This window comes from Flavobacterium sp. 2755, assembly GCF_031455715.1.
In the GTDB taxonomy this organism is placed as follows: Bacteria; Bacteroidota; Bacteroidia; order Flavobacteriales; family Flavobacteriaceae; genus Flavobacterium.
The window spans coordinates 212,987-233,372 of record NZ_JAVDTG010000008.1; the positions used below are offsets into that span (position 1 = coordinate 212,987).

20 protein-coding genes are annotated in these 20,386 nt (G+C 32.2%); 10 read left to right on the plus strand and 10 right to left on the minus strand.

What is annotated here, in order from left to right:
• Nucleotides 1–37: 37 nt before the first annotated feature.
• The 5 genes from efp to J2Y38_RS18640 all read right to left on the minus strand — a co-directional run bounded on the left by efp (nucleotide 38) and on the right by J2Y38_RS18640 (nucleotide 5,284).
• Nucleotides 38–604 carry an elongation factor P gene (gene efp / locus J2Y38_RS18620; protein ID WP_053471427.1) on the minus strand — a complete coding sequence of 189 codons (567 nt, stop codon included), beginning with the start codon at nucleotides 602–604 and terminating at the stop codon, nucleotides 38–40.
• 130 nt (nucleotides 605–734) lie between these two features.
• The gene (lpxA, locus tag J2Y38_RS18625) at nucleotides 735–1,520 is read right to left on the minus strand and encodes an acyl-ACP--UDP-N-acetylglucosamine O-acyltransferase (RefSeq protein ID WP_029270176.1); all 786 of its coding nucleotides are present in this window, start codon (nucleotides 1,518–1,520) and stop codon (nucleotides 735–737) included.
• Nucleotides 1,521–1,590: 70 nt separating this feature from the next.
• The gene (locus J2Y38_RS18630) at nucleotides 1,591–2,979 is read right to left on the minus strand and encodes a bifunctional UDP-3-O-[3-hydroxymyristoyl] N-acetylglucosamine deacetylase/3-hydroxyacyl-ACP dehydratase (RefSeq protein WP_309845476.1); all 1,389 of its coding nucleotides are present in this window, start codon (nucleotides 2,977–2,979) and stop codon (nucleotides 1,591–1,593) included.
• A complete protein-coding gene (gene lpxD / locus J2Y38_RS18635) occupies nucleotides 2,972–4,015 on the minus strand; it encodes a UDP-3-O-(3-hydroxymyristoyl)glucosamine N-acyltransferase (RefSeq protein ID WP_073481315.1) in 1,044 nt (347 codons plus the stop codon). The genes J2Y38_RS18630 and lpxD overlap by 8 nt, the downstream gene beginning before the upstream one ends.
• A gap of 39 nt (nucleotides 4,016–4,054) precedes the next feature.
• Nucleotides 4,055–5,284 (minus strand): HD domain-containing protein, encoded by a 1,230-nt coding sequence (locus tag J2Y38_RS18640; RefSeq protein ID WP_309845479.1) that lies wholly within the window; start codon nucleotides 5,282–5,284, stop codon nucleotides 4,055–4,057.
• Nucleotides 5,285–5,505: 221 nt separating this feature from the next.
• On the opposite strand from J2Y38_RS18640, the gene J2Y38_RS18645 reads away from it, so the two are divergent.
• The 5 genes from J2Y38_RS18645 (at nucleotide 5,506) to J2Y38_RS18665 (ending at nucleotide 10,041) form a co-directional block, all read left to right on the plus strand.
• On the plus strand, nucleotides 5,506–7,059 hold the full coding sequence (locus tag J2Y38_RS18645) for a bifunctional response regulator/alkaline phosphatase family protein (RefSeq protein WP_309845481.1): 1,554 nt from the start codon (nucleotides 5,506–5,508) through the stop codon (nucleotides 7,057–7,059).
• A 113-nt stretch (nucleotides 7,060–7,172) separates the two neighbouring features.
• Nucleotides 7,173–7,580 carry a tRNA (adenosine(37)-N6)-threonylcarbamoyltransferase complex ATPase subunit type 1 TsaE gene (tsaE, locus tag J2Y38_RS18650; RefSeq protein WP_309845482.1) on the plus strand — a complete coding sequence of 136 codons (408 nt, stop codon included), beginning with the start codon at nucleotides 7,173–7,175 and terminating at the stop codon, nucleotides 7,578–7,580.
• A gap of 166 nt (nucleotides 7,581–7,746) precedes the next feature.
• A complete protein-coding gene (locus J2Y38_RS18655; protein WP_053471421.1) occupies nucleotides 7,747–8,946 on the plus strand; it encodes an alanine dehydrogenase in 1,200 nt (399 codons plus the stop codon).
• Nucleotides 8,947–8,982: 36 nt separating this feature from the next.
• Nucleotides 8,983–9,357: a DUF4258 domain-containing protein gene (locus tag J2Y38_RS18660; RefSeq protein WP_309845484.1), complete on the plus strand. Its 375-nt coding sequence runs from the start codon at nucleotides 8,983–8,985 to the stop codon at nucleotides 9,355–9,357.
• A gap of 24 nt (nucleotides 9,358–9,381) precedes the next feature.
• The gene (locus tag J2Y38_RS18665) at nucleotides 9,382–10,041 is read left to right on the plus strand and encodes a hypothetical protein (protein ID WP_309845485.1); all 660 of its coding nucleotides are present in this window, start codon (nucleotides 9,382–9,384) and stop codon (nucleotides 10,039–10,041) included.
• Between the two features lie 21 nt (nucleotides 10,042–10,062).
• Here the strand turns inward: J2Y38_RS18665 and J2Y38_RS18670 are convergent, their stop codons facing one another.
• Entirely contained in the window at nucleotides 10,063–10,728 is a 666-nt protein-coding gene (locus J2Y38_RS18670) for a uracil-DNA glycosylase (protein ID WP_309845488.1), read from the minus strand.
• A gap of 133 nt (nucleotides 10,729–10,861) precedes the next feature.
• On the opposite strand from J2Y38_RS18670, the gene J2Y38_RS18675 reads away from it, so the two are divergent.
• Nucleotides 10,862–13,027 carry an endonuclease MutS2 gene (locus J2Y38_RS18675; protein ID WP_180860176.1) on the plus strand — a complete coding sequence of 722 codons (2,166 nt, stop codon included), beginning with the start codon at nucleotides 10,862–10,864 and terminating at the stop codon, nucleotides 13,025–13,027.
• A 337-nt stretch (nucleotides 13,028–13,364) separates the two neighbouring features.
• Complete coding sequence (locus tag J2Y38_RS18680) at nucleotides 13,365–13,808, plus strand: DCC1-like thiol-disulfide oxidoreductase family protein (RefSeq protein ID WP_309845492.1); 444 nt, start codon at nucleotides 13,365–13,367, stop codon at nucleotides 13,806–13,808.
• Nucleotides 13,809–14,026: 218 nt separating this feature from the next.
• Here J2Y38_RS18680 and ettA read toward each other — a convergent pair whose 3' ends face one another.
• From ettA to holA, 3 genes are all read right to left on the minus strand, one after another.
• Nucleotides 14,027–15,718: an energy-dependent translational throttle protein EttA gene (gene ettA, locus J2Y38_RS18685; protein WP_309845494.1), complete on the minus strand. Its 1,692-nt coding sequence runs from the start codon at nucleotides 15,716–15,718 to the stop codon at nucleotides 14,027–14,029.
• Between the two features lie 91 nt (nucleotides 15,719–15,809).
• Entirely contained in the window at nucleotides 15,810–15,992 is a 183-nt protein-coding gene (locus J2Y38_RS18690; RefSeq protein WP_056209547.1) for a CAL67264 family membrane protein, read from the minus strand.
• Nucleotides 15,993–16,059: 67 nt separating this feature from the next.
• Entirely contained in the window at nucleotides 16,060–17,064 is a 1,005-nt protein-coding gene (gene holA, locus J2Y38_RS18695; protein WP_309845498.1) for a DNA polymerase III subunit delta, read from the minus strand.
• A 96-nt stretch (nucleotides 17,065–17,160) separates the two neighbouring features.
• Between holA and J2Y38_RS18700 the strand changes: the two genes are divergently transcribed.
• The 3 genes from J2Y38_RS18700 to J2Y38_RS18710 are packed head-to-tail and all read left to right on the plus strand — an operon-like array spanning nucleotide 17,161 to nucleotide 19,513.
• A complete protein-coding gene (locus J2Y38_RS18700) occupies nucleotides 17,161–17,613 on the plus strand; it encodes a type I restriction enzyme HsdR N-terminal domain-containing protein (RefSeq protein WP_053471413.1) in 453 nt (150 codons plus the stop codon).
• A 12-nt stretch (nucleotides 17,614–17,625) separates the two neighbouring features.
• Entirely contained in the window at nucleotides 17,626–18,645 is a 1,020-nt protein-coding gene (locus J2Y38_RS18705; protein ID WP_309845500.1) for a glycosyltransferase, read from the plus strand.
• Between the two features lie 34 nt (nucleotides 18,646–18,679).
• On the plus strand, nucleotides 18,680–19,513 hold the full coding sequence (locus J2Y38_RS18710) for an OmpA family protein (protein ID WP_053471411.1): 834 nt from the start codon (nucleotides 18,680–18,682) through the stop codon (nucleotides 19,511–19,513).
• A 188-nt stretch (nucleotides 19,514–19,701) separates the two neighbouring features.
• On the opposite strand, the gene J2Y38_RS18715 is transcribed toward J2Y38_RS18710, so the two are convergent.
• Complete coding sequence (locus J2Y38_RS18715) at nucleotides 19,702–20,322, minus strand: L-threonylcarbamoyladenylate synthase (protein WP_309845504.1); 621 nt, start codon at nucleotides 20,320–20,322, stop codon at nucleotides 19,702–19,704.
• Nucleotides 20,323–20,386 lie beyond the last annotated feature (64 nt).

Here is a 20,386-nt window from a genome sequence, read left to right on the forward strand (position 1 = left end):
TGAAAAACTGTGACTGAAAACTGAAAACTTATAAAAACTACTCTTTTACACGCTCCATGTAAGAACCTGAAGCTGTATCGATTTTAATTTTATCACCTTCGTTGATGAACAACGGAACGTTTACAGATGCACCAGTTTCTACTGTAGCATTTTTTGTAGCGTTTGTAGCTGTATTTCCTTTTACTCCCGGCTCAGCGTAAGTAACTTCAAGAACTACTGATGCAGGCATATCTACAGATAAAGGTAAATCAGTTTCAGTATTAATCTGAACCATTACGTTTGTTCCTTCTTTTAATAAATCCGGAGCATCTAAGATATTTTTGTTTAAAGAAATCTGCTCAAATGTCTCTGCATTCATAAAGTGAAATTCATCACCTTCTGGATATAAAAACTGGAATGTATGTGTTTCAACTCTAATAACGTCAATTTTATGACCAGCAGAAAAAGTATTATCTAATACTTTACCTGAAGTTAAACTTTTTAATTTAGTTCTTACGAAAGCTGGACCTTTTCCTGGTTTAACGTGAAGAAATTCAATGATTTTATAGATATCGTGATTAAATTTAATACACAATCCGTTTCTAATATCTGATGTAGATGCCATTTGTTTTTTATTTTAGATTTTTGAATGTAGATTTTAGATTTAAAAACTGATCCACATTGTATTTTTATAATATGATTTAAATTTTATTTTACAGCTTAGAAATCTAAAATCAGAAATCTAAACTCTAAAATTAATAATTCCCTGAATAACCTTTCATAATTCCTCGTGATGAATTTCTGATAAAATCAAGAATTTCATCTCTCTCAGGAGTTGCTTCCATTTCAGCTTCAATAATACTTAAAGCTTGTGTTGTATTGTAATTCTTTTGATATAAAATTCTGTAAATTTCCTGAATTTCTCTAATTTTTTCAGTACTAAATCCTCTTCTTCTTAAACCAACTGAATTGATACCCACATATGATAATGGTTCTTTAGCCGCTTTTGTGTAAGGAGGAACATCTTTTCTTACCAAAGACCCACCAGAAATCATGGCGTGATCTCCAATATGAATAAATTGGTGAATTGCTGCCAAACCACCAATTACGGCGTGATTACCAACAACTACGTGTCCTGCTAATGCTACACCATTTACAATAATAGCGTTATTACCAATCTCACAATCGTGTGCAATGTGAGCATAAGCCATAACTAAACAATTGTTTCCAAGAATAGTTTGTCCAGAAGCTACTGTACCTCTATTAATAGTAACACATTCTCTAATAGTACAGTTATCTCCAATAATTGCAAGAGAATCTTCTCCTCCAAATTTTAAATCTTGCGGCACCGCAGAAATTACAGCTCCTGGAAAAATGTTGCAATTTTTACCAATACGAGCACCTTCCATGATGGTCACATTTGAACCAATCCAAGTACCGTCTCCAATAACAACATTATTGTGAATTGTTGTAAAAGGTTCAATTACAACATTTTTAGCGATTTTAGCGCCTGGATGAACATATGCTAATGGTTGATTCATCTATGTTTTATATTTTAATTAAAATAGTCTAATTTTTAGGGCAACAAACCTAAACAATAAATTTGATTAATTATTGTTTTCTTGCAATTTGTGCCATTAATTCTGCCTCAGTTACTAATTTTCCGTTTGCGTAGGCATTTGCCTGCATATGGCAGATTCCTCTTCTGATAGGAGAAATCAACTCACATTTGAAAATTAAGGTATCACCCGGCAATACTTTGTGTTTGAATTTAACATTGTCAATTTTCATGAAATATGTCAAATAATTTTCAGGATCCGGAACAGTGCTTAAAACTAAAATTCCGCCTGTTTGTGCCATTGCTTCAACAATTAAAACTCCCGGCATTACTGGAGCTTCAGGAAAATGTCCTACGAAGAAATTTTCGTTCATCGTAACATTTTTCAAACCAACCACATGACGATCAGACATTTCGATAATTCTGTCAATTAACAAAAATGGTGGTCTGTGAGGCAGCATTGACATGATTTTATGAATGTCCATCAATGGCTCTTGGTTTAAATCATAAACAGGAACATGATTTCTCTGCTCTATTTTAATGATTTTTGCCAGTTTTTTAGCAAACTGAGTGTTTACAAAGTGACCTGGTTTATTTGCAATAATTTTTCCTTGAATACGAACTCCAATTAAAGATAAATCTCCAATAACATCAAGTAATTTGTGTCTTGCAGCTTCATTTGGATAATGCAAAGTAAGGTTATCTAAAACTCCGTTTGGTTTAACTGAAATTTCTTCTTTACCAAAAGCTTTCTTTAAGTTAGCCATTGTAGATTCAGAGATTTCTTTGTCTACGTAAACAATAGCGTTATTTAAATCTCCACCTTTAATTAAACCGTGCTCTAACAAAGATTCTAGTTCATGTAAAAAACTAAAAGTTCTTGAACTTGCAATTTCTTGTTTAAAATCTGATAAACTTTTAAGCGTAGCATTTTGAGTACCTAAAACTTTTGTACCAAAATCTACCATTGTAGTTACTTGATACTCATCGCTTGGCATAACAAGGATTTCGCTTCCTGTAGCTTCATCAGTAAATGAAATAACTTCTTTTACTACATAAACATTACGGCTTGCTTCTTGTTCTTCGATTCCTGCTTTTTCAATTGCTTCAACAAAATATTTTGATGAACCATCCATAATAGGAAGTTCAGAGGCATCTAATTCAATAATAATATTATCCAAATCGCAGCCAACTACTGCCGCTAAAACGTGTTCCGGAGTTTGTATTTTAACACCTAATTTTTCTAAATTAGTTCCTCTTTGCGTATTAACAACATAATTAGCGTCAGCCTCAATGACTGGCTGGCCTTGCAAATCTACTCTTACAAAAGTGAAACCATTATTAATTGGAGCTGGTTTAAAAGTCATTGTAACTTCTTTTCCAGTGTGTAATCCAACGCCTTTTAGTGAAATTTCATTTTTGATGGTCTTCTGTTTAACCATTATTTCCATTTTTTGGGTTTATTATTTGTTTTTTTATTTCTTCAACTTCGGCAACTATTTTAGGAAGATTTTTGAAATGAACATACGATTTATTAAAATCAGTATATCCAAGCGATGGCGTTCCTTGCAGAATTTCATCATCTTTAATGTTTCTCGCCACTCCAGACTGCGCCTGAAGTCTCACATTATTTCCTATTGTTAAGTGACCTGCGATACCTACCTGTCCGCCAATCATACAGTTTTCGCCAATTTTAGTAGAACCTGCAACACCGCTTTGGGCAGCAATTACAGTGTTTTTACCAATTTCAACATTATGGGCGATTTGAATTTGATTGTCTAATTTAACTCCTTGTCTAATAATTGTAGACCCCAGAGTTGCTCTGTCAATTGTAGTATTTGCGCCAATATCTACATTATCTTCGATAATTACATTACCTATTTGCGGTACTTTACTATAAACTCCTTCTTCATTTGGTACAAAGCCAAAACCGTCTGCACCTATAATAGTACCTGAATGTATGGTGCAATTATTACCAATTATAGTCTCTGAATAAATTTTTGCACCGGCAAAAATAAACACATTATCGCCAATAACAACATTATCGCCAATAAAACTGTTTGGGTAAATTTTTACATTGTTTCCTAAAACTACATTTTGTCCTATATAACTAAAGCTTCCTAAATACAAATTTTCGCCATATTTAGTTCCTTCAGACATAAAAGACTGTGGTTCGATTCCGTTTTTATTCAATTTTACCTGATTGTAAAAATGCAAAAGTTTAGAAAAAGAAGCATAAGCATCTTCAACCTTTATTAATGTAGTAGTGATTTCCTGTTCAGGTATAAAGCTGTCGTTAACAATGGTAACAGTTGCTTTTGTAGTATATATATAGTTGATATATTTCGGGTTAGCCAAAAAAGTAAGAGATCCTTCCTCTCCTTCTTCTATCTTAGAAAGTCGAGAAACTTCGGCATTGGGATTCCCAACAACTTCTCCTTCTAAAATTCCTGCTATTTGTTCTGCTGTAAATTTCATCGCGACAAAAATATAAAAAATAGATTTTAAATGTTAATTTTAGATAAGTTGTTTTGGAAAACAGATATAATATTTTGTCACCAATTTAGATAACGATTTCAGATTCAACTGATCAGAAGCTTCGACAACATCCTCAATTGTTTTATCTTTTTTCAAAATTCGTATTGGTTCGGCAGCTTTACTATAAGCCTGATTCTTAATTTTACCTCTAAAAATAAAATAACCGGCATCCAGTGCCGAAATATTATGTGCTTCTGCAAATTCTTCTTTTAAAGATTGGGATTCTTCCATCGGAATTTTGTCTGCACTAAGTTTAATCTTTAATAAATCTCTGTTAATGATCATTTTACTTAAAGTAGAAAGTATAAAATCAGAATTTCTCTGCCACGCTTTTAAAGCACTGATGATATCAAAATCATCTAACTGAGAAAATAAATCCAGTTTTTCGGCATCAAAATCTTCAAGACTAATTTTGTTTTGCATAAAATACAAAAGCGGTTCACTACAAGGAAGTTTAACTCCTTTTAAAGTCAATTCTTTAGCACGTTTCAATACTTTCATTAAAATTAACTCAGCAACCAGACTTGTTTTATGCAAATAAGCCTGCCAGTACATTAATCTTCGCGAAAGCAGAAATTTTTCTACAGAATAAATACCTTTTTCCTCAATCACCAGAACATCGTCAACTACATTCATCATTTGAATCAAACGTTCTGAATTCACATTTCCTTCTGCAACTCCAGTATAAAAACTATCTCGTTTAAGATAATCCATTCTGTCCATATCTAATTGACTAGAAATCAACTGCAACATGAATTTTCTATGATATTCCCCTTTAAAAACCTGAATTGCAAGGCTTAATCTTCCGTCAAATTCATCATTAAGCCTGTTCATAAACAATAATGAAATAGCTTCATGATTTACATCTTCAACAATACTTTTTTCCATAGCATGCGAAAACGGCCCGTGCCCAATATCATGCAGTAAAATAGCAATTAATAAAGCACATTCTTCCTCATTTGAAATCGCAACGCCTTTAAAACGTAGACTTTCAACAGCCTTTTGCATTAAATGCATGCAGCCCAAAGCATGATGAAAACGAGTATGATTTGCTCCCGGATAAACTAAATACGATAATCCCATTTGCGAAATACGTCGCAAACGCTGAAAGTAAGGGTGTTGAATTAGGTCGTAGATGAGTTCGTTCGGTATAGTTATAAACCCGTATATTGGGTCATTGAATATTTTTAATTTGTTAATTTGAGTCACTCTTTGGTTATTTTTTGGTCAACAAATATAAGTAATTAAGTATAAATTCATTTCAGTTTTTAACTTAAAAAACAGATATTTACTATCAGTATTTTCTTAAACATTAAAAAGACGCAAAAAATAATTCTAAATAAATTTCAATTCGTCATCTCTAATTTTATACTATTTTTAATACTTTTTAAGTTCTATACCTTTAAATTGCATTAAAATTAAAATTGTTTATGGATAAGATCAAAATACTTTGGGTCGATGATGAGATCGATCTTTTAAAGCCACATATATTATTTCTGGAAAAAAAGAATTATGAAGTAACAACAAGCAATAACGGCCTTGATGCTATTGCTTTGTTTGAAGAAGAAAATTTCGATATTGTTTTCCTTGATGAAAATATGCCGGGAATGAGCGGACTTGAAACTCTTTCTGAAATGAAAGAGAAAAAATCAGCCATCCCGATGATTATGATTACTAAAAGCGAAGAAGAATATATAATGGAAGAAGCGATTGGTTCTAAAATCGCTGATTATTTGATAAAACCAGTAAATCCGAATCAAATTTTATTGAGTTTGAAGAAAAACCTGGACGATTCCAGATTAATTTCAGAAAAAACAACGCTCGATTATCAGAAAGAATTTCGCAAAATTTCAATGGAATTAGCGATGGTTAATTCTTATGAAGACTGGGTTGAATTGTATAAAAAATTGCTTTTCTGGGAATTAAAATTAGAGAATATTAATGATCAGGCAATGATCGAAATTCTTGAATCTCAAAAGGTTGAAGCCAATTCTCAATTCGGAAAATATATTGAAAGAAATTATGAAGACTGGTTTGCACCAAAAGCAGATAAACCTATTCAATCGCATAATTTATTTAAAGAATTAGTAGTTCCTGAAATTAAAAAGAAAGACAAACCAATCTTGTTTGTTGTAATTGATAATCTTCGCTACGATCAATGGAAATCTTTTGAAACCGTAATTTCTAATTACTATAAATTAGAAAAAGAAGTTCCATATTTCTCTATTCTTCCAACCGCTACGCAATATGCCAGAAATGCTATTTTCTCTGGTTTAACGCCTTTAGACATGGAAAAACAGTTTCCACAATATTGGAAAAATGATGTTGAAGACGGAGGAAAAAACCTTTACGAAGCCGAATTTCTTTCGGCACAAATAAAGCGTTTAGGATTAAATATTAAAGAAGATTATTTCAAAATCACCAATTATGCCGGAGGTAAAAAACTGGCAGAAAACTTTAAAGCCTTAAAAGGAAACGACTTAGTAACGGTTGTTTACAATTTTGTGGATATGCTTTCGCATGCTAAAACCGAAATGGAAGTAGTAAAAGAATTAGCTTCTGATGATAAAGCATATCGTTCCTTGACATTGAGCTGGTTTAAAAATTCTCCTTTACTGGAAATTATTCAACAAGCACAAGTTTTAGGTTTCAAATTGATTTTAACCACAGATCACGGAACAATTAATGTAAAAAATCCGTCGAAAGTTGTGGGAGATAAAAATACAAGTTTAAATTTGCGCTACAAAACAGGCCGCAGTTTAACATACGAACAAAAAGATGTTTACGTAGTTAAAGAACCTAAAACAATTGGTTTACCTGCCATAAATATGAGTAGTTCGTTTATTTTTGCCAAAAATGATTTTTTCCTGGCTTACGTAAACAACTATAATCATTATGTAAGTTATTATAAAAATACCTATCAACATGGTGGAATTTCGTTAGAAGAAATGATTATTCCGTTCTTGGTATTTAATCCGAAATAAAAATATATCGCCACGAATTTCACGAATTGACACTAATTTTTATTGAAATTGAAAAGAAAAACAACTTTTAATTCGTGAAAATTTGTGAAATTCGTGGCAAAAAAAATATAAAAATGACTATCGTTTTTTCATTAGATCAAATTCAGGACGTTGCACAGCAGATTTTAGATTCAAACCCTAAAAAAATCATTCTTTTTAATGGAGAAATGGGCGTTGGAAAAACTACTTTAATTAAGCAGTTATGCAAAAGTTTAGGAGTGCAGGATGCTACCAGCAGCCCGACTTTTTCTTTGGTAAATGAATATTATACATCTAATAATCAAACCGTTTATCATTTTGATTTCTACCGATTAAACAAAGAAACCGAAGCGCTCGATATGGGCGTTGATGATTATTTATATTCCGGAAACTGGTGTTTTATCGAATGGTCTGAAAAAATTGCGAATCTGCTTCCGGAAGAATATTCTACCATTAATATTGAATTATTGGCAGATGGAAAAAGAGAATTGAAATTAGCTTAGCCTAAAAGCTTTGCGAACCTCTGTGAATTCTTTGCGAATCTCTGCGGTAAAAATTTACACAGAGACACAAAAAATAACTTAACATTAGACTTTACTATTAGCAGAATTTTTGCACTAATTTTAAAACTTTTTACGTAATTTGTACCCTTAATATTTTGCACAATCCATGTCAATTACCTTAACTCCATTTACAAAACAACAATTGCTTCCCCAAGAAGAAAAACTTGAGGTTGGTCGTTTTAAAAGAGAACTTTTCATAGGAATTCCTAAGGAAACAAGCTATCAGGAACGTCGTATCTGTTTGACTCCCGATGCCGTAAATTCCCTTACTTATGAAGGTCATCGTGTTATGATTGAATCTGGAGCAGGAGAAAGTTCGAGTTATACCGATAAGGAATACTCAGATGCAGGTGCAGAAATTACAAAAGATACCAAAAGGGTTTTCGGTTGTCCACTTCTATTAAAAGTAGAACCGCCAACATTAGCTGAAATTGAAATGATAAATCCGGAAACGACAATCATTTCGGCCATTCAATTGAAAACCAAAAAGAAAGCTTATTTTGAAGCTTTGGCACAAAAAAAAATTACAGCTTTAGCTTTTGAATATATTAAAGATGAAGACGGTTCTTATCCTGCCGTAAAATCTCTAAGCGAAATTGCAGGAACTGCTTCTATCCTTATTGCAGCCGAATTAATGATTACCGATGAATTTGGAAAAGGGCTTTTATTCGGAAATATTACCGGTGTCCCTCCTACCGAAGTTGTAATTCTTGGAGCCGGAACAGTTGGTGAATTTGCTGCAAAAACAGCCATTGGATTAGGTGCAAACGTAAAAGTTTTTGATAATTCAATCACAAAATTACGTCGTTTACAAAACAATTTAAACCAGCGAATTTTTACTTCAACGATACAACAAAAAGGTTTATTAAAAGCTTTAAGACGTTGTGATGTTGCAATTGGAGCAATGAGAGGAAAAGAAAGATGCCCGATTGTTGTTAATGAAACTATGGTCGAACACATGAAAAAAGGCGCTGTAATTGTCGATGTGAGTATTGATACCGGAGGTTGTTTCGAAACATCAGAAGTTACAACTCACGAAAAACCTACTTTCATAAAAAGCAATGTTTTACACTATTGTGTACCAAATATACCTTCACGTTATTCCAAAACTGCCTCATTATCAATTAGTAACATTCTAACACCTTACCTGCATCAGATAGCCGAAGATGGTGGTTTAGAAAGTGCGATTCGATGCAATAAAGGACTTAAAAACGGAATTTATTTATATCATGGAATTCTAACAAATAAAGCTATTGGCGACTGGTTCGACCTGCCAGACAACGATATTAATTTACTTGTATTTTAAAGGAACTTTAATGTACCTTTGCCAAAATTTTATTTCATGAAGTTCGTACACCGTTTTGCATATTATTTGATTGGATTAATTATGGGATGCTTTTTTGTAGCCCTTGTATTTAGTGGTAAAGACACTCGCTGTAATTATTTTCCAAACGCCCGAGTTTTAAACAATCTAAGAACAAAACCTTTTAAATATTCCGATAAAGCAATTCAGACTTTAAACGAAAAATGGGTTGATACTGCCGATATTAAAAATACTTTAACTTACGGTGATGTTGATTTTGACCAAAGTAATGTTCCTTTTAACAAGGGAAAATTATATGTTATTGAAGGAAAAACAGTTAAAAATCAAGAGATTATTCTAAAAGTTACTAACTACGAAAACGAAGCTGTTTTAGAAGAAATTATTAAAAAATAATTTATCCCTATTTATTTTTGACTCATGAGCAATACCAATAGAATTTTCTTTCATGATAATCCATATCCATTGGGTCATACTTTAGAAGAATTTGTTTGGAGTGCAAGAGTCGATCCAGAAAGAGGTTTGTTATTTGATTTTCATTTAGTAACAAATTCTTATTATGCCGAAGATGATTCTGATGATAATGAAGATGTAGATTCAGATTGGAAATCTAAAACAGTTTGGGGTAATTATCATAATTGTATTTTGTCTTCAACCGAATGGCATTCTGGTGGAATTGTAATGGGAACTTCTGAAAATAAATTTGATTTTTCTAAATTCAATCACGAAACCCTTATTACTGATCAATTACCATTAGGAGATAAATTTGATTTTCAGGATTTAGCTTTTTATATTTATCTATTAGGACATGACAGCTGCTGCGATCATAAAATAGTTTTAAACAGAAACCCTGATAATACTTTTGAAATTTCCTGGACAGGAAAAATTGCCCGTACTTATTATGGTGATTATGAATTTAAACATTCTTTTGAAGCCAATATCAATAAAGTAAAATTTGACGGAATATATTTTTGTTATGGCCTTAGCGAAGAAGAAAATCTAAAAATCCTTCAAGACTGTACCGTAGATCCAAGTATTTTTAAAATAGCAGATAATAAATTTGAGGTTCTAAATTATTAGAATAAAATAGAACCTTTTATATTACCACTCTATTTCCTGAAGTCCTTTTGATTTTAGAAAAGCATTTGTCTGGCTGAAATGTTTATTTCCAAACCAAAAACCTCTATTAGCACTTAAAGGAGATGGGTGTCCTGATTTTAAAATATGATGTTTTGAAGCGTCGATTAATGTAGCTTTCTTTTGAGCAAAACCGCCCCAAAGTAAAAACACAACATTTTCAGATTCAGCAGAAATTTGTTTAATAACAGCGTCAGTAAATTTTTCCCAGCCTTTACCCTGATGACTTCCTGCCTCAGATTGTCTAACCGTTAAAGTAGCATTTAAAAGAAAAACACCCTGATCTGCCCAGCGTTCTAAATTTCCGGTTTTTGGAAGTGGTTTACCTAAATCAGTTTCGATTTCTTTGAAAATATTATGAAGTGAAGGCGGAAACGGAATTCCGTCATTTACAGAAAAACACAAACCATTTGCCTGATTAGGTCCGTGATAAGGATCCTGACCAATAATAACCACTTTAACCTGATCGAAATGACAATGATCAAAAGCTGAAAAAATCTGGCTTCCCTTTGGATAACAAACCTTCGTTGAATATTCTGATTTTACAAAATCAATCAATTCATTGAAATAAGGTTTTTCAAATTCTTCGTTTAAAACTGGTTTCCAGGAAGAATGCATTTTTACGTCCATAATTTTTTTATGCGAATTTCAGAAATTTTTAAGTTAAATCATACTTTAACAAACAATAAAATAACACAATAACTTTACAGTATTCAATGATACTATTTTTGTATTTTTGCCTGTACTTTCTTAAAGAAATTAAATGATTAGTATTACCGAAAAAACATTACAAGATTTACAATTTCCAACAGTGCTCGAAACCATTTCGGCTGGCTGTAATACAGATATTGGAAAAGAAAAAGCTTTACAAATAACACCATTCAGAGATAAAGAAACTTTAATGCAGTCTTTAATGCAGACTTCAGAATATGTTTCGTCTTTTGAAAATAACAACGCAATTCCAAATCATGGATTTGACGCTATAACGCACGAAATTAAGTTTTTAGCAATTGAAGACAGTTTTCTTGAAGTAGGCAGTTTTAGAAAAATTGCGAATCTTTCTGCGACAACAAATGTCTTATTGAATTTCTTAAAAAAATTCGATGATTATTATCCAAACTTAAATGCAAGAGCTTCTCGTGTAGAATTAACAAAAGATATCATAACTCATATTGATGCAATTGTTGATAAATACGGAGAAATTAAAGACAATGCTTCTCCTGCACTTTTGAGTATTCGTCAGAATATGAATTTAGTTCGCGGAAAAGTAAACCAAAGTTTTGGTGTAGCTTTAACGCAATATAACGGCTTAGGATATTTGGATGATATCAAAGAAAGTTTCGTTCAAAACCGACGTGTTTTGGCTGTACTTGCTATGTACAGACGTAAAGTAAAAGGCTCTATTTTAGGAAGTTCCAAAACCGGAAGCATTGCTTACATTGAACCTGAAGCAACTTTAAAATACTCAAGAGAATTAGCAAATCTTGAATATGAAGAGAAAGAAGAAATTACGCGAATTTTAAAGAATTTATCAAATATAATTCGTCCGTATTTACCTTTACTTATTGAATATCAAGACTTTTTAAGTGATATTGATGTCGTTGCCGGAAAAGCAAAATATGCAAACCGAATCAATGGAATCTTGCCAGCAATTACAGAAGAAAGAAGATTGTTTTTTAGAGAAGCATATCATCCTATTTTGTATTTGAACAACAAACAAAAAAATGAAGTTACGCATCCGCAGACAATTGAATTAAAACAAGAAAACAGAATTATTGTAATTTCTGGACCAAATGCAGGAGGAAAAACAATTTCCTTAAAAACTGTTGGTTTACTTCAATTAATGCTGCAGTCTGGAATTTTAATTCCGGTTCACGAACGAAGTGAAACTTTCTTGTTTGACAGAATTCTAACAGACATTGGAGATAATCAATCTATTGAAAATCACTTAAGTACATATAGTTATCGTTTAAAAAACATGAATTATTTCTTGAAGAAATGCAACAAGAAAACCATGTTTTTAATTGACGAATTCGGTACCGGTTCTGATCCTGAATTAGGTGGAGCTTTGGCTGAAATTTTCCTGGAAGAATTTTATCACCGTGAAGCTTTCGGAATTATTACAACACATTATTCAAACTTAAAAATTCTGGCTAACGAATTGCCTTTTGCTACAAATGCAAACATGATGTTTGATGAAAAGTCTTTAGAACCAATGTACAAATTGGCTTTAGGACAAGCAGGAAGTTCGTTTACATTTGAGGTTGCACAAAAAAATGGAATTCCGTTTGGATTGATTAATCGTGCGAAAAAGAAAATCGAAGTTGGAAAAGTTCGTTTTGATAAAACCATTGCAACGCTTCAAAAAGAAAGATCGAAGCTTGAGAAAACTTCTCTTAATTTAAAAGAAGAAGAGACCCGTGCTCGTGAGGAAAGTAAAAAGATGGAAAACATCAATACAAGAATCCAGCAGAAATTAGAAAGCTATCAGGAATTATATGACAGTAACCAGAAGATTATATATATAGGACAAAAAATTGATGATATTGCTGAGAAATATTTCAACAACAAAAACAAAAAAGAACTTATTGGAGAATTTTTGAAAATTGTTGAAATCGAAAACTCAAAACGTAAAAAAGCAACTCCAAAGGAAACTAAAGCGATAACCGAAAAGAAAAAAGAAGTTATTGCCGAAGTTCAAGTAAAAGTTGAAGAAATTCGAAAAGAGAAAAAAGAGAAGAAACTCAAACCAGTTATAGAAAAACCAAAACCAATTTTAAAAGTTGGTGACAGAGTTAGAATGCTCGACGGAAGATCTGTTGGAAGTATCGACTCTATCGAAAAAAACAAAGCAACAGTAAATTACGGAATTTTTACTTCGAAAGTAAGTTTGGATGAATTAGAGTTTGTCGAAGCTGGGAAGAAGTAAGTTTTTTTTAGTTTTCAATCGTAGTGGAAGTTTTCAGGATTAAAAATGTGAAAAATTAGTACAAAATTAAAATAAAGCGATTTAAGAAACGATCTTCAAAAAGGCAATTACGAAGATGAAAAAAATTCAAAAAGCGCTTAAAAATAATTTATGAAAGCTGTTTTTGATTTATAAAATTTATTGGTTTTATTATATCTATAAATAAAATAAATAGAGGTAAAAAATCTTACAATTTAATTTTATTTATAGTTTTGTCATTGCGAGGAACGAAGCAACCGCATTAAAACAATTAACTATCATACATTAAAACACACTAAAAAAAGCAGTTACTAAATATATGAAAACCAAAAATGAGATTGCTTCGTTCCTCGCAATGACAGCTCCTGATAAAAAAATAATCCTCTTCGATGGCGTTTGCAACTTATGCAACGGCGCAGTTCAGTTTATTATCATACACGATAAAAAAGATATTTTTCGTTTTGTGGCTTTACAGTCAGATTTGGGAAAAGAGATTTGCAATTATATTGGCGTTGATCAAACTAAAATTGACAGCATAATTTTGTATAATCCCGGTGTTGCTTATTATCATAAATCATCTGCAGTTATAGAAATTGCAAATGACTTAGGTGGAATTTACAGTTTACTTTCTGTTTTTAAAATTTTACCAGAAAAACTCCGAAATTATATTTACGATTATATTGCTAAAAACCGTTACAAATGGTATGGCAAAAAAGAAAGCTGCATGATTCCTACTCCGGAATTGAAGGCTAAGTTTTTGTAAAGATTGCCCACTGATTTTACTGATCAAACGGGTTTATACAGATTTTTATTTTGTCATTTCGAGGAACGAGAAATCGCACTAGTAATTCCGTATAGAATGTCGCCAATCTTTGTCGAGTTTCTTGTGCGATTTCTCGTTCCTCGAAATGACAAAAAACAAAAATCCCAAATTCACAACAATTGGAATTTGGGATTTTTTTATTGAAAATTTAGATTTTATTATCTAATCAATTTTCTGTATTTCAAACGTTTTGGAGTTAAGTCGCCACCAAGACGTTTCTTTTTGTTTTCTTCATAATCAGAGAAACTTCCTTCGAAGAAATAAACTTCAGAGTCTCCTTCAAAAGCTAAGATGTGTGTACAAATTCTGTCTAAGAACCATCTGTCGTGAGAAATAATTACGGCACAACCAGCGAAATTCTCTAAACCTTCTTCAAGTGCACGAAGTGTATTTACGTCAAGGTCATTCGTAGGCTCATCCAGTAAAAGTACGTTTCCTTCTTCTTTCAAAGTCATAGCTAAGTGTAAACGGTTACGTTCTCCACCAGACAACATTGAAACTTTTTTGTTTTGTTCACCACCGCCAAAATTGAAACGAGATAAGTAAGCTCTTGAATTAACTTGCTTTCCTCCCATCATTACTAATTCCTGACCGTCGGCAAAGTTTTCCCAAATAGATTTATTCGGATCTATATTAGAGTGTGACTGATCTACATAAGCGATCTTTACAGTTTCTCCAACTGAAAATTCTCCGCTGTCTGTAGCTTGCTCTCCCATAATCATTTTGAAAATAGTAGATTTACCAGCACCGTTTGGTCCAATAATTCCAACAATACCAGCTTGTGGCAAAGTAAAGTTCAAATTATCATATAATAATTTTTCACCAAAAGCTTTGGCAACATTTTTAGCTTCAATTACATTCGTGCCTAAACGTGGACCATTCGGAATATAGATTTCCAAGTTTTCGTCCAATTGTTTTTGGTCTTCATTTAATAATTTATCGTAATTCTGTAAACGTGCTTTTTGTTTTGTCTGACGTCCTTTTGCTCCTTGACGAACCCATTCTAACTCACGCTCTAAAGTTTTTCTACGTTTTGAAGCTACTTTTTCTTCCTGAGCCATACGGTTTGATTTTTGGTCTAACCAAGAAGAATAGTTTCCTTTCCATGGAATACCTTCTCCTCTATCTAACTCCAGAATCCAACCTGCCACATTATCAAGGAAATATCTATCGTGCGTTACCGCAATTACAGTTCCTGAATATTGTGCTAAATGCTGCTCTAACCAAAGTACAGATTCAGCATCAAGGTGGTTGGTAGGCTCATCAAGTAACAATACATCTGGCTGTTGTAATAACAAACGACATAAAGCTACACGACGACGCTCACCTCCAGAAAGGTTTTTAATAGGCGTATCACCTTCCGGCGTACGCAAAGCATCCATTGCAATTTCTAATTTGGTATCGATTTCCCAAGCACCAAGAGCATCAATTTTGTCTTGCAAAGCAGCCTGACGATCCATCAATTTATCCATTTTATCTGGATCTGAGTAATTTTCCTCAAGACCGAATAGATCATTAATTTGGTTATATTCTTCCAGAACAGCCATAGTTTCAGCAGCTCCTTCACGAACAATTTCGATAACAGTTTTAGAATCATCTAGGATTGGCTCCTGCTCTAAATAACCTACAGTATAACCTGGCTGAAAAACCACATCTCCCTGATAATTTTTATCAACTCCTGCAATAATTTTTAAAAGAGAAGATTTTCCAGAACCGTTAAGACCTAAAATACCAATTTTAGCTCCGTAAAAGAAACTTAAATAAATGTTTTTAAGTACTGGTTTGTCTGCTCCCTGATAGGTTTTACTCAATTTTTGCATTGAGAAAATTACTTTCTTATCGTCTGACATTTTCTATATTTTATTTTAATTATTTATTTTAATTATTTATTTTTTATTGAATTTATATTGCAATTGATTTTTGCAATTGATATTGAAAAGATTAAACTCTACCTTTTAAAGCGTTAAAAACCCAAGCATTAGCAAAAAAACCAACACCTGCCGCCGCAAATCCCCAGCCAGAAACGTCACTATATCTAAAAGCGCCAAGACCTATAAGCAACAATCCCATAAGTACCATTATAAAAGTAGCCCATCCTAAAACGGTATTTTTATTCATTCCCATAATTGTGTAATTATTATTTTTAAGTAGTAAAATTTTTAGAAAGGCAAATATCGTGAATTTTCACGGCTTAATTAAATATTTTATACAGCATTTCTTTTAACAAATCTGATTGCGGCAAAGCATTGGCTCCTACACCTTTACTTTTTACATCAATATCTCTTAACGCTCCAACAATCTGACTGACTTTTCGCATTGGATAATTTTTTACCGCCAAATCGTATTCTTTTAAAAAATATGGATTTACTCCAATTGCTGCTGCGACGTTCTTTGGATTTTTATCTTTAAGTCCGTGGTATTTTAAAAGCTGAACAAAAAATCCAAAAACTAAACCGGTTGTCATTACCAGCGGATACTCCTTTGGATTATGAGCAAAATTTTCGGCTATCTTATAAGCTTTCAACTGATTGCGTTCGCCAATTGCTTTTCGAAGTTCGAATACATTATAGTCTTTGCTAAAACCAATATTCTCTTCAATATGCTGAGGCGTAATCATTGTTTCCTTAGGTAAAATAATCTGCAGTTTTTCTAACTCATTATTTATTTTACTCAAATCAGTTCCCAAAAATTCAACAAGCATAGCATTTGCTTTTGGGTCAATTGTATATTTTTTTCCAGCCAAAACACGCTTAATCCAATCTCCAACCTGATTTTCGTATAGTTTTTTACTTTCGTAAACAATTCCTTTTTGCGCTAAAAGTTTGGTTACCTTTTTACGTTTATCAAGTGTTTTATATTTATAACAAAAAACCAAAACTGTTGATTGCATCGGATTATCTACATAAGATTCGATTTTATCAATTGTTCTGGATAAATCCTGTGCTTCTTTCACAATAACAACCTGACGATCAGCCATCATTGGATAACGTTTCGCTGTTGAAACAATATCTTCAATGGAAACATCTCTTCCGTATAAAACCGTTTGGTTAAATCCTTTTTCTTCTTCGGCCAGTACATTTTGTTCAATGTATTCAGACAATTTATCTATATAATAAGGTTCTTCGCCCATTAAAAAATAAATAGGTTTTATATCTCCTGCCTTGATATCATTGACAATTTTTACAACTTCGTCCATTCAAATATTTTTGTTTCAAATTTCAGGTTTCAGGTTCACGTTCCAAAACTTGAAACTTTAAACCTGAAACCTGAAACTATTTTATATTTTTGCTATATGTTAAAACTAAATTTCCCTACATATACTTTCCGATTCAAAAATAGCGAAAATAAAGTGTCTATTTTTGATGAAATCAGGAAAAAATTTATCATTCTTACTCCAGAAGAATGGGTTCGTCAGCATGTTGTTCATTATTTAATTAATGAAAAAAAATACCCAAAATCGCTTATCAATGTAGAGAAAGTTTTAACTGTCAATGGATTACGAAAAAGATATGATGTTGTTGTTTTTAATTCAGACGGTTCTATACATATATTAGTAGAGTGCAAAGCGCCTGAAGTAAAAATATCACAAGCAACTTTTGATCAAATTGCCCGTTATAACATGACCATGAAGGCACGGTTTTTGAATGTCACGAATGGGTTAAGTCATTTTTACTGTCAAATGGACTTTGAAAATGAAAAATATCAGTTTTTACAGAACTTACCAGATTACCATATTAATAAATAAAATAAAACACTTTTGGATAAAATAGCAGTTGTCATTTTAAATTGGAACGGAGTTAAATTGTTAGAACAATTTTTACCTTCAGTTTTACAATATTCAGAAGAAGCTACTATTTATGTAGCTGATAATGCATCAACAGATAGTTCTGTAAATTTTGTTAGAGAAAATTATCCTTCAATAAAAATCATTCAAAATAGCGGAAATCATGGCTTTGCAAAAGGTTATAATGATGCTCTTCAAAGTGTAGATGCTGAGATTTATGCTTTAGTTAATTCTGATATTGAAGTAACCGAAAATTGGCTAAAACCTATCATTGAAACTTTCGATAAAGAAAAAGAAACCGCTATTATTCAGCCAAAAATCCTTGATTTTAAAAACAAAGAATATTTTGAATATGCTGGAGCAGCCGGTGGATTTATTGATAAATATGGTTTTCCGTTTTGCCGGGGCCGAATCTTTGATACTATCGAAAAAGACAACGGTCAATATAATGACAACTGTAAACTTTTCTGGGCATCGGGCGCTTGCTTTTTTATCAGAAAAGAAGTGTATCATGTTTTAGGAGGTTTTGATGAAGCTTTTTTTGCACATCAGGAAGAAATTGATTTATGCTGGCGTGCCGCAAATGAAGGGCATATTATAAAATACAATTCAGAATCAGTTGTTTATCATGTTGGAGGTGCTACCTTACAACAGGGAAATCCTAAAAAAACGTATTTAAACTTTAGGAATTCCTTGTTAATGCTTGTCAAAAACCTGCCAAAAAAAGGATTGTTCTTTGTGATTTTCTTTAGAATGGTTTTAGATGGAATTGCCGGTATCCGTTTTCTTACACAAGGAAAGTTTGGACATACTTTTGCAATTTTAAAGGCGCATTTTTCATTTTATTGCCTATCTTTAAAATATCTAAACAAACGAAAAGATTTTCAAATACAGCAATACTATACCGTAAAAAGTATCGTTTTCCTTTATTATATAAAGAAATTAGAGGTTTTTAAAGAAATCTTTAACAGTAATCAAAATATTAAAAACTAAATTTGTAATCAACGTTTAATTAAATATAATACCTATGAGAAAAATAGTTATCGCACTATCAGTATTAATGGCCTTAACTTCGTGTGTATCTAAAAAGCAATATGCTGCATTAGAGGCTAAGCAAAAAGAGACACAAGATTTATTAAACTCTTGCACAGTTAAATTAAATTCTTGTCTGGAAGAAAAAGCAGGATTAGCAGCAACAGCTGAAAGCTATAAACAACACAATCAAGATTTAATCAACAGCTCTAAAGATTTAACAGTTTTAACTACTAAAGGTGCAGAAAACTTAGAAAAATCGTTAGAAAGCTTAAAAGAGAAAGATTTAAAAATATCTAGACTTCAAGATGCACTTACTAAAAAAGACAGTGTAACATTAGCATTAGTTACAAGTTTAAAAGGTGCAGTTGGAATCAACGATCCAGATATCGAAATCAATGTTGAAAAAGGAGTTGTATTTATCTCTATCGCTGACAAATTATTATTCAAAAGCGGAAGCTATGAAGTAAGTGATAAAGCAAAATCAGTTTTAGCTAAAGTTGCTAAAGTGGTAAATGACAAACCTGATTTTGAGTGTATGGTTGAAGGTCATACTGATGATGTTCCTTACAAAAGCAACGGAGTTTTGCTAGACAACTGGGATTTAAGTGTTAAACGTTCTACTTCTATCGTTCGTGTCTTGACAAATGACTTAAATGTTAACCCTGCAAAATTAATTGCTGCTGGTAGAAGTTCATACGTACCATTAGTTGCAAACGATTCTCCAGAGAACAAAGCTCGTAACAGAAGAACTCGTATTGTTGTTATGCCTAAAATTGATCAATTCTACGATATGATCGAGAAAGAAATGAAAAAACAGGCAAAATAATTTTAAAGTACACATACTTTATATACAGAAAAAGCAGGTCAATTGACCTGCTTTTTTTTGTATCCTTAATCTTTTTAACAACCAATTAAAAGAAATCAAGGACAACATTGCTTTTATTAACTAACTAAATTTTAACTATACTAAAGTTAGTTATAATTTTTTAAGTTTTATGCTATTTAAGTTTTTTTTTACAAAATATCAATATCTCCCTTTCCTTCCCTTACAACAACTGGCTCATGCTCTGATAAATCTATAATGGTTGACGGAATATTATCTCCATAACCGCCGTCAATTACCATATCGACCAGATTTTGCCACTTTTCAAAAATCAATTCAGGATCTGTAGTATATTCAATTACATCATCTTCATCACGAATCGAAGTCGAAACTATTGGATTTCCTAACTGACGAACAATTTCTAAAACAATATTATTATCCGGAACACGAATACCAACAGTAGTTTTCTTTTTAAACTCTTTTGGTAAATTATTGTTTCCAGGTAAAATAAATGTATAAGGTCCGGGCAAAGCTCTTTTTAATATTTTAAAAGTCGAAGTATCAATCTGGCGTACATAATCTGAAAGATTACTCAAATCGTGGCAAATGAAAGAGAAATTTGCTTTCTCTAATTTTACTCCTTTTATTTTCGCAATTTTTTCTAAAGCCCTCGAATTGGTAATATCACAGCCTAAACCGTAAACAGTATCTGTTGGATAAATTACCAAACCACCATTCTGAAGCACTTTTACAACCTTTGCAATTGCAGCTTCACTAGGTTTATCTGGATATATTTTTATGAATTCAGCCATAGTTTTTTGTTTCAAGTTTTTTTTTGTTTCAGGTTTCAAGTTTGTGCGCTCCAATAACTTGAAA

Bases quoted from the DNA above. Each gene is read 5' to 3' on its own strand.
- ettA (WP_309845494.1), bottom strand. From the start codon at position 15,718: ATGTCAGACGATAAGAAAGTAATTTTCTCAATGCAAAAATTGAGTAAA.
- J2Y38_RS18680 (WP_309845492.1), top strand. From the start codon at position 13,365: ATGAAAACCAAAAATGAGATTGCTTCGTTCCTCGCAATGACAGCTCCT.
- efp (WP_053471427.1), bottom strand. From the start codon at position 604: ATGGCATCTACATCAGATATTAGAAACGGATTGTGTATTAAATTTAAT.
- J2Y38_RS18710 (WP_053471411.1), top strand. From the start codon at position 18,680: ATGAGAAAAATAGTTATCGCACTATCAGTATTAATGGCCTTAACTTCG.
- J2Y38_RS18645 (WP_309845481.1), top strand. From the start codon at position 5,506: ATGGATAAGATCAAAATACTTTGGGTCGATGATGAGATCGATCTTTTA.
- lpxA (WP_029270176.1), bottom strand. From the start codon at position 1,520: ATGAATCAACCATTAGCATATGTTCATCCAGGCGCTAAAATCGCTAAA.
- J2Y38_RS18665 (WP_309845485.1), top strand. From the start codon at position 9,382: ATGAGCAATACCAATAGAATTTTCTTTCATGATAATCCATATCCATTG.
- tsaE (WP_309845482.1), top strand. From the start codon at position 7,173: ATGACTATCGTTTTTTCATTAGATCAAATTCAGGACGTTGCACAGCAG.
- J2Y38_RS18700 (WP_053471413.1), top strand. From the start codon at position 17,161: ATGTTAAAACTAAATTTCCCTACATATACTTTCCGATTCAAAAATAGC.
- J2Y38_RS18690 (WP_056209547.1), bottom strand. From the start codon at position 15,992: ATGGGAATGAATAAAAATACCGTTTTAGGATGGGCTACTTTTATAATG.
- lpxD (WP_073481315.1), bottom strand. From the start codon at position 4,015: ATGAAATTTACAGCAGAACAAATAGCAGGAATTTTAGAAGGAGAAGTT.
- J2Y38_RS18655 (WP_053471421.1), top strand. From the start codon at position 7,747: ATGTCAATTACCTTAACTCCATTTACAAAACAACAATTGCTTCCCCAA.
- J2Y38_RS18660 (WP_309845484.1), top strand. From the start codon at position 8,983: ATGAAGTTCGTACACCGTTTTGCATATTATTTGATTGGATTAATTATG.
- J2Y38_RS18715 (WP_309845504.1), bottom strand. From the start codon at position 20,322: ATGGCTGAATTCATAAAAATATATCCAGATAAACCTAGTGAAGCTGCA.
- J2Y38_RS18675 (WP_180860176.1), top strand. From the start codon at position 10,862: ATGATTAGTATTACCGAAAAAACATTACAAGATTTACAATTTCCAACA.
- J2Y38_RS18630 (WP_309845476.1), bottom strand. From the start codon at position 2,979: ATGGTTAAACAGAAGACCATCAAAAATGAAATTTCACTAAAAGGCGTT.
- holA (WP_309845498.1), bottom strand. From the start codon at position 17,064: ATGGACGAAGTTGTAAAAATTGTCAATGATATCAAGGCAGGAGATATA.
- J2Y38_RS18670 (WP_309845488.1), bottom strand. From the start codon at position 10,728: ATGGACGTAAAAATGCATTCTTCCTGGAAACCAGTTTTAAACGAAGAA.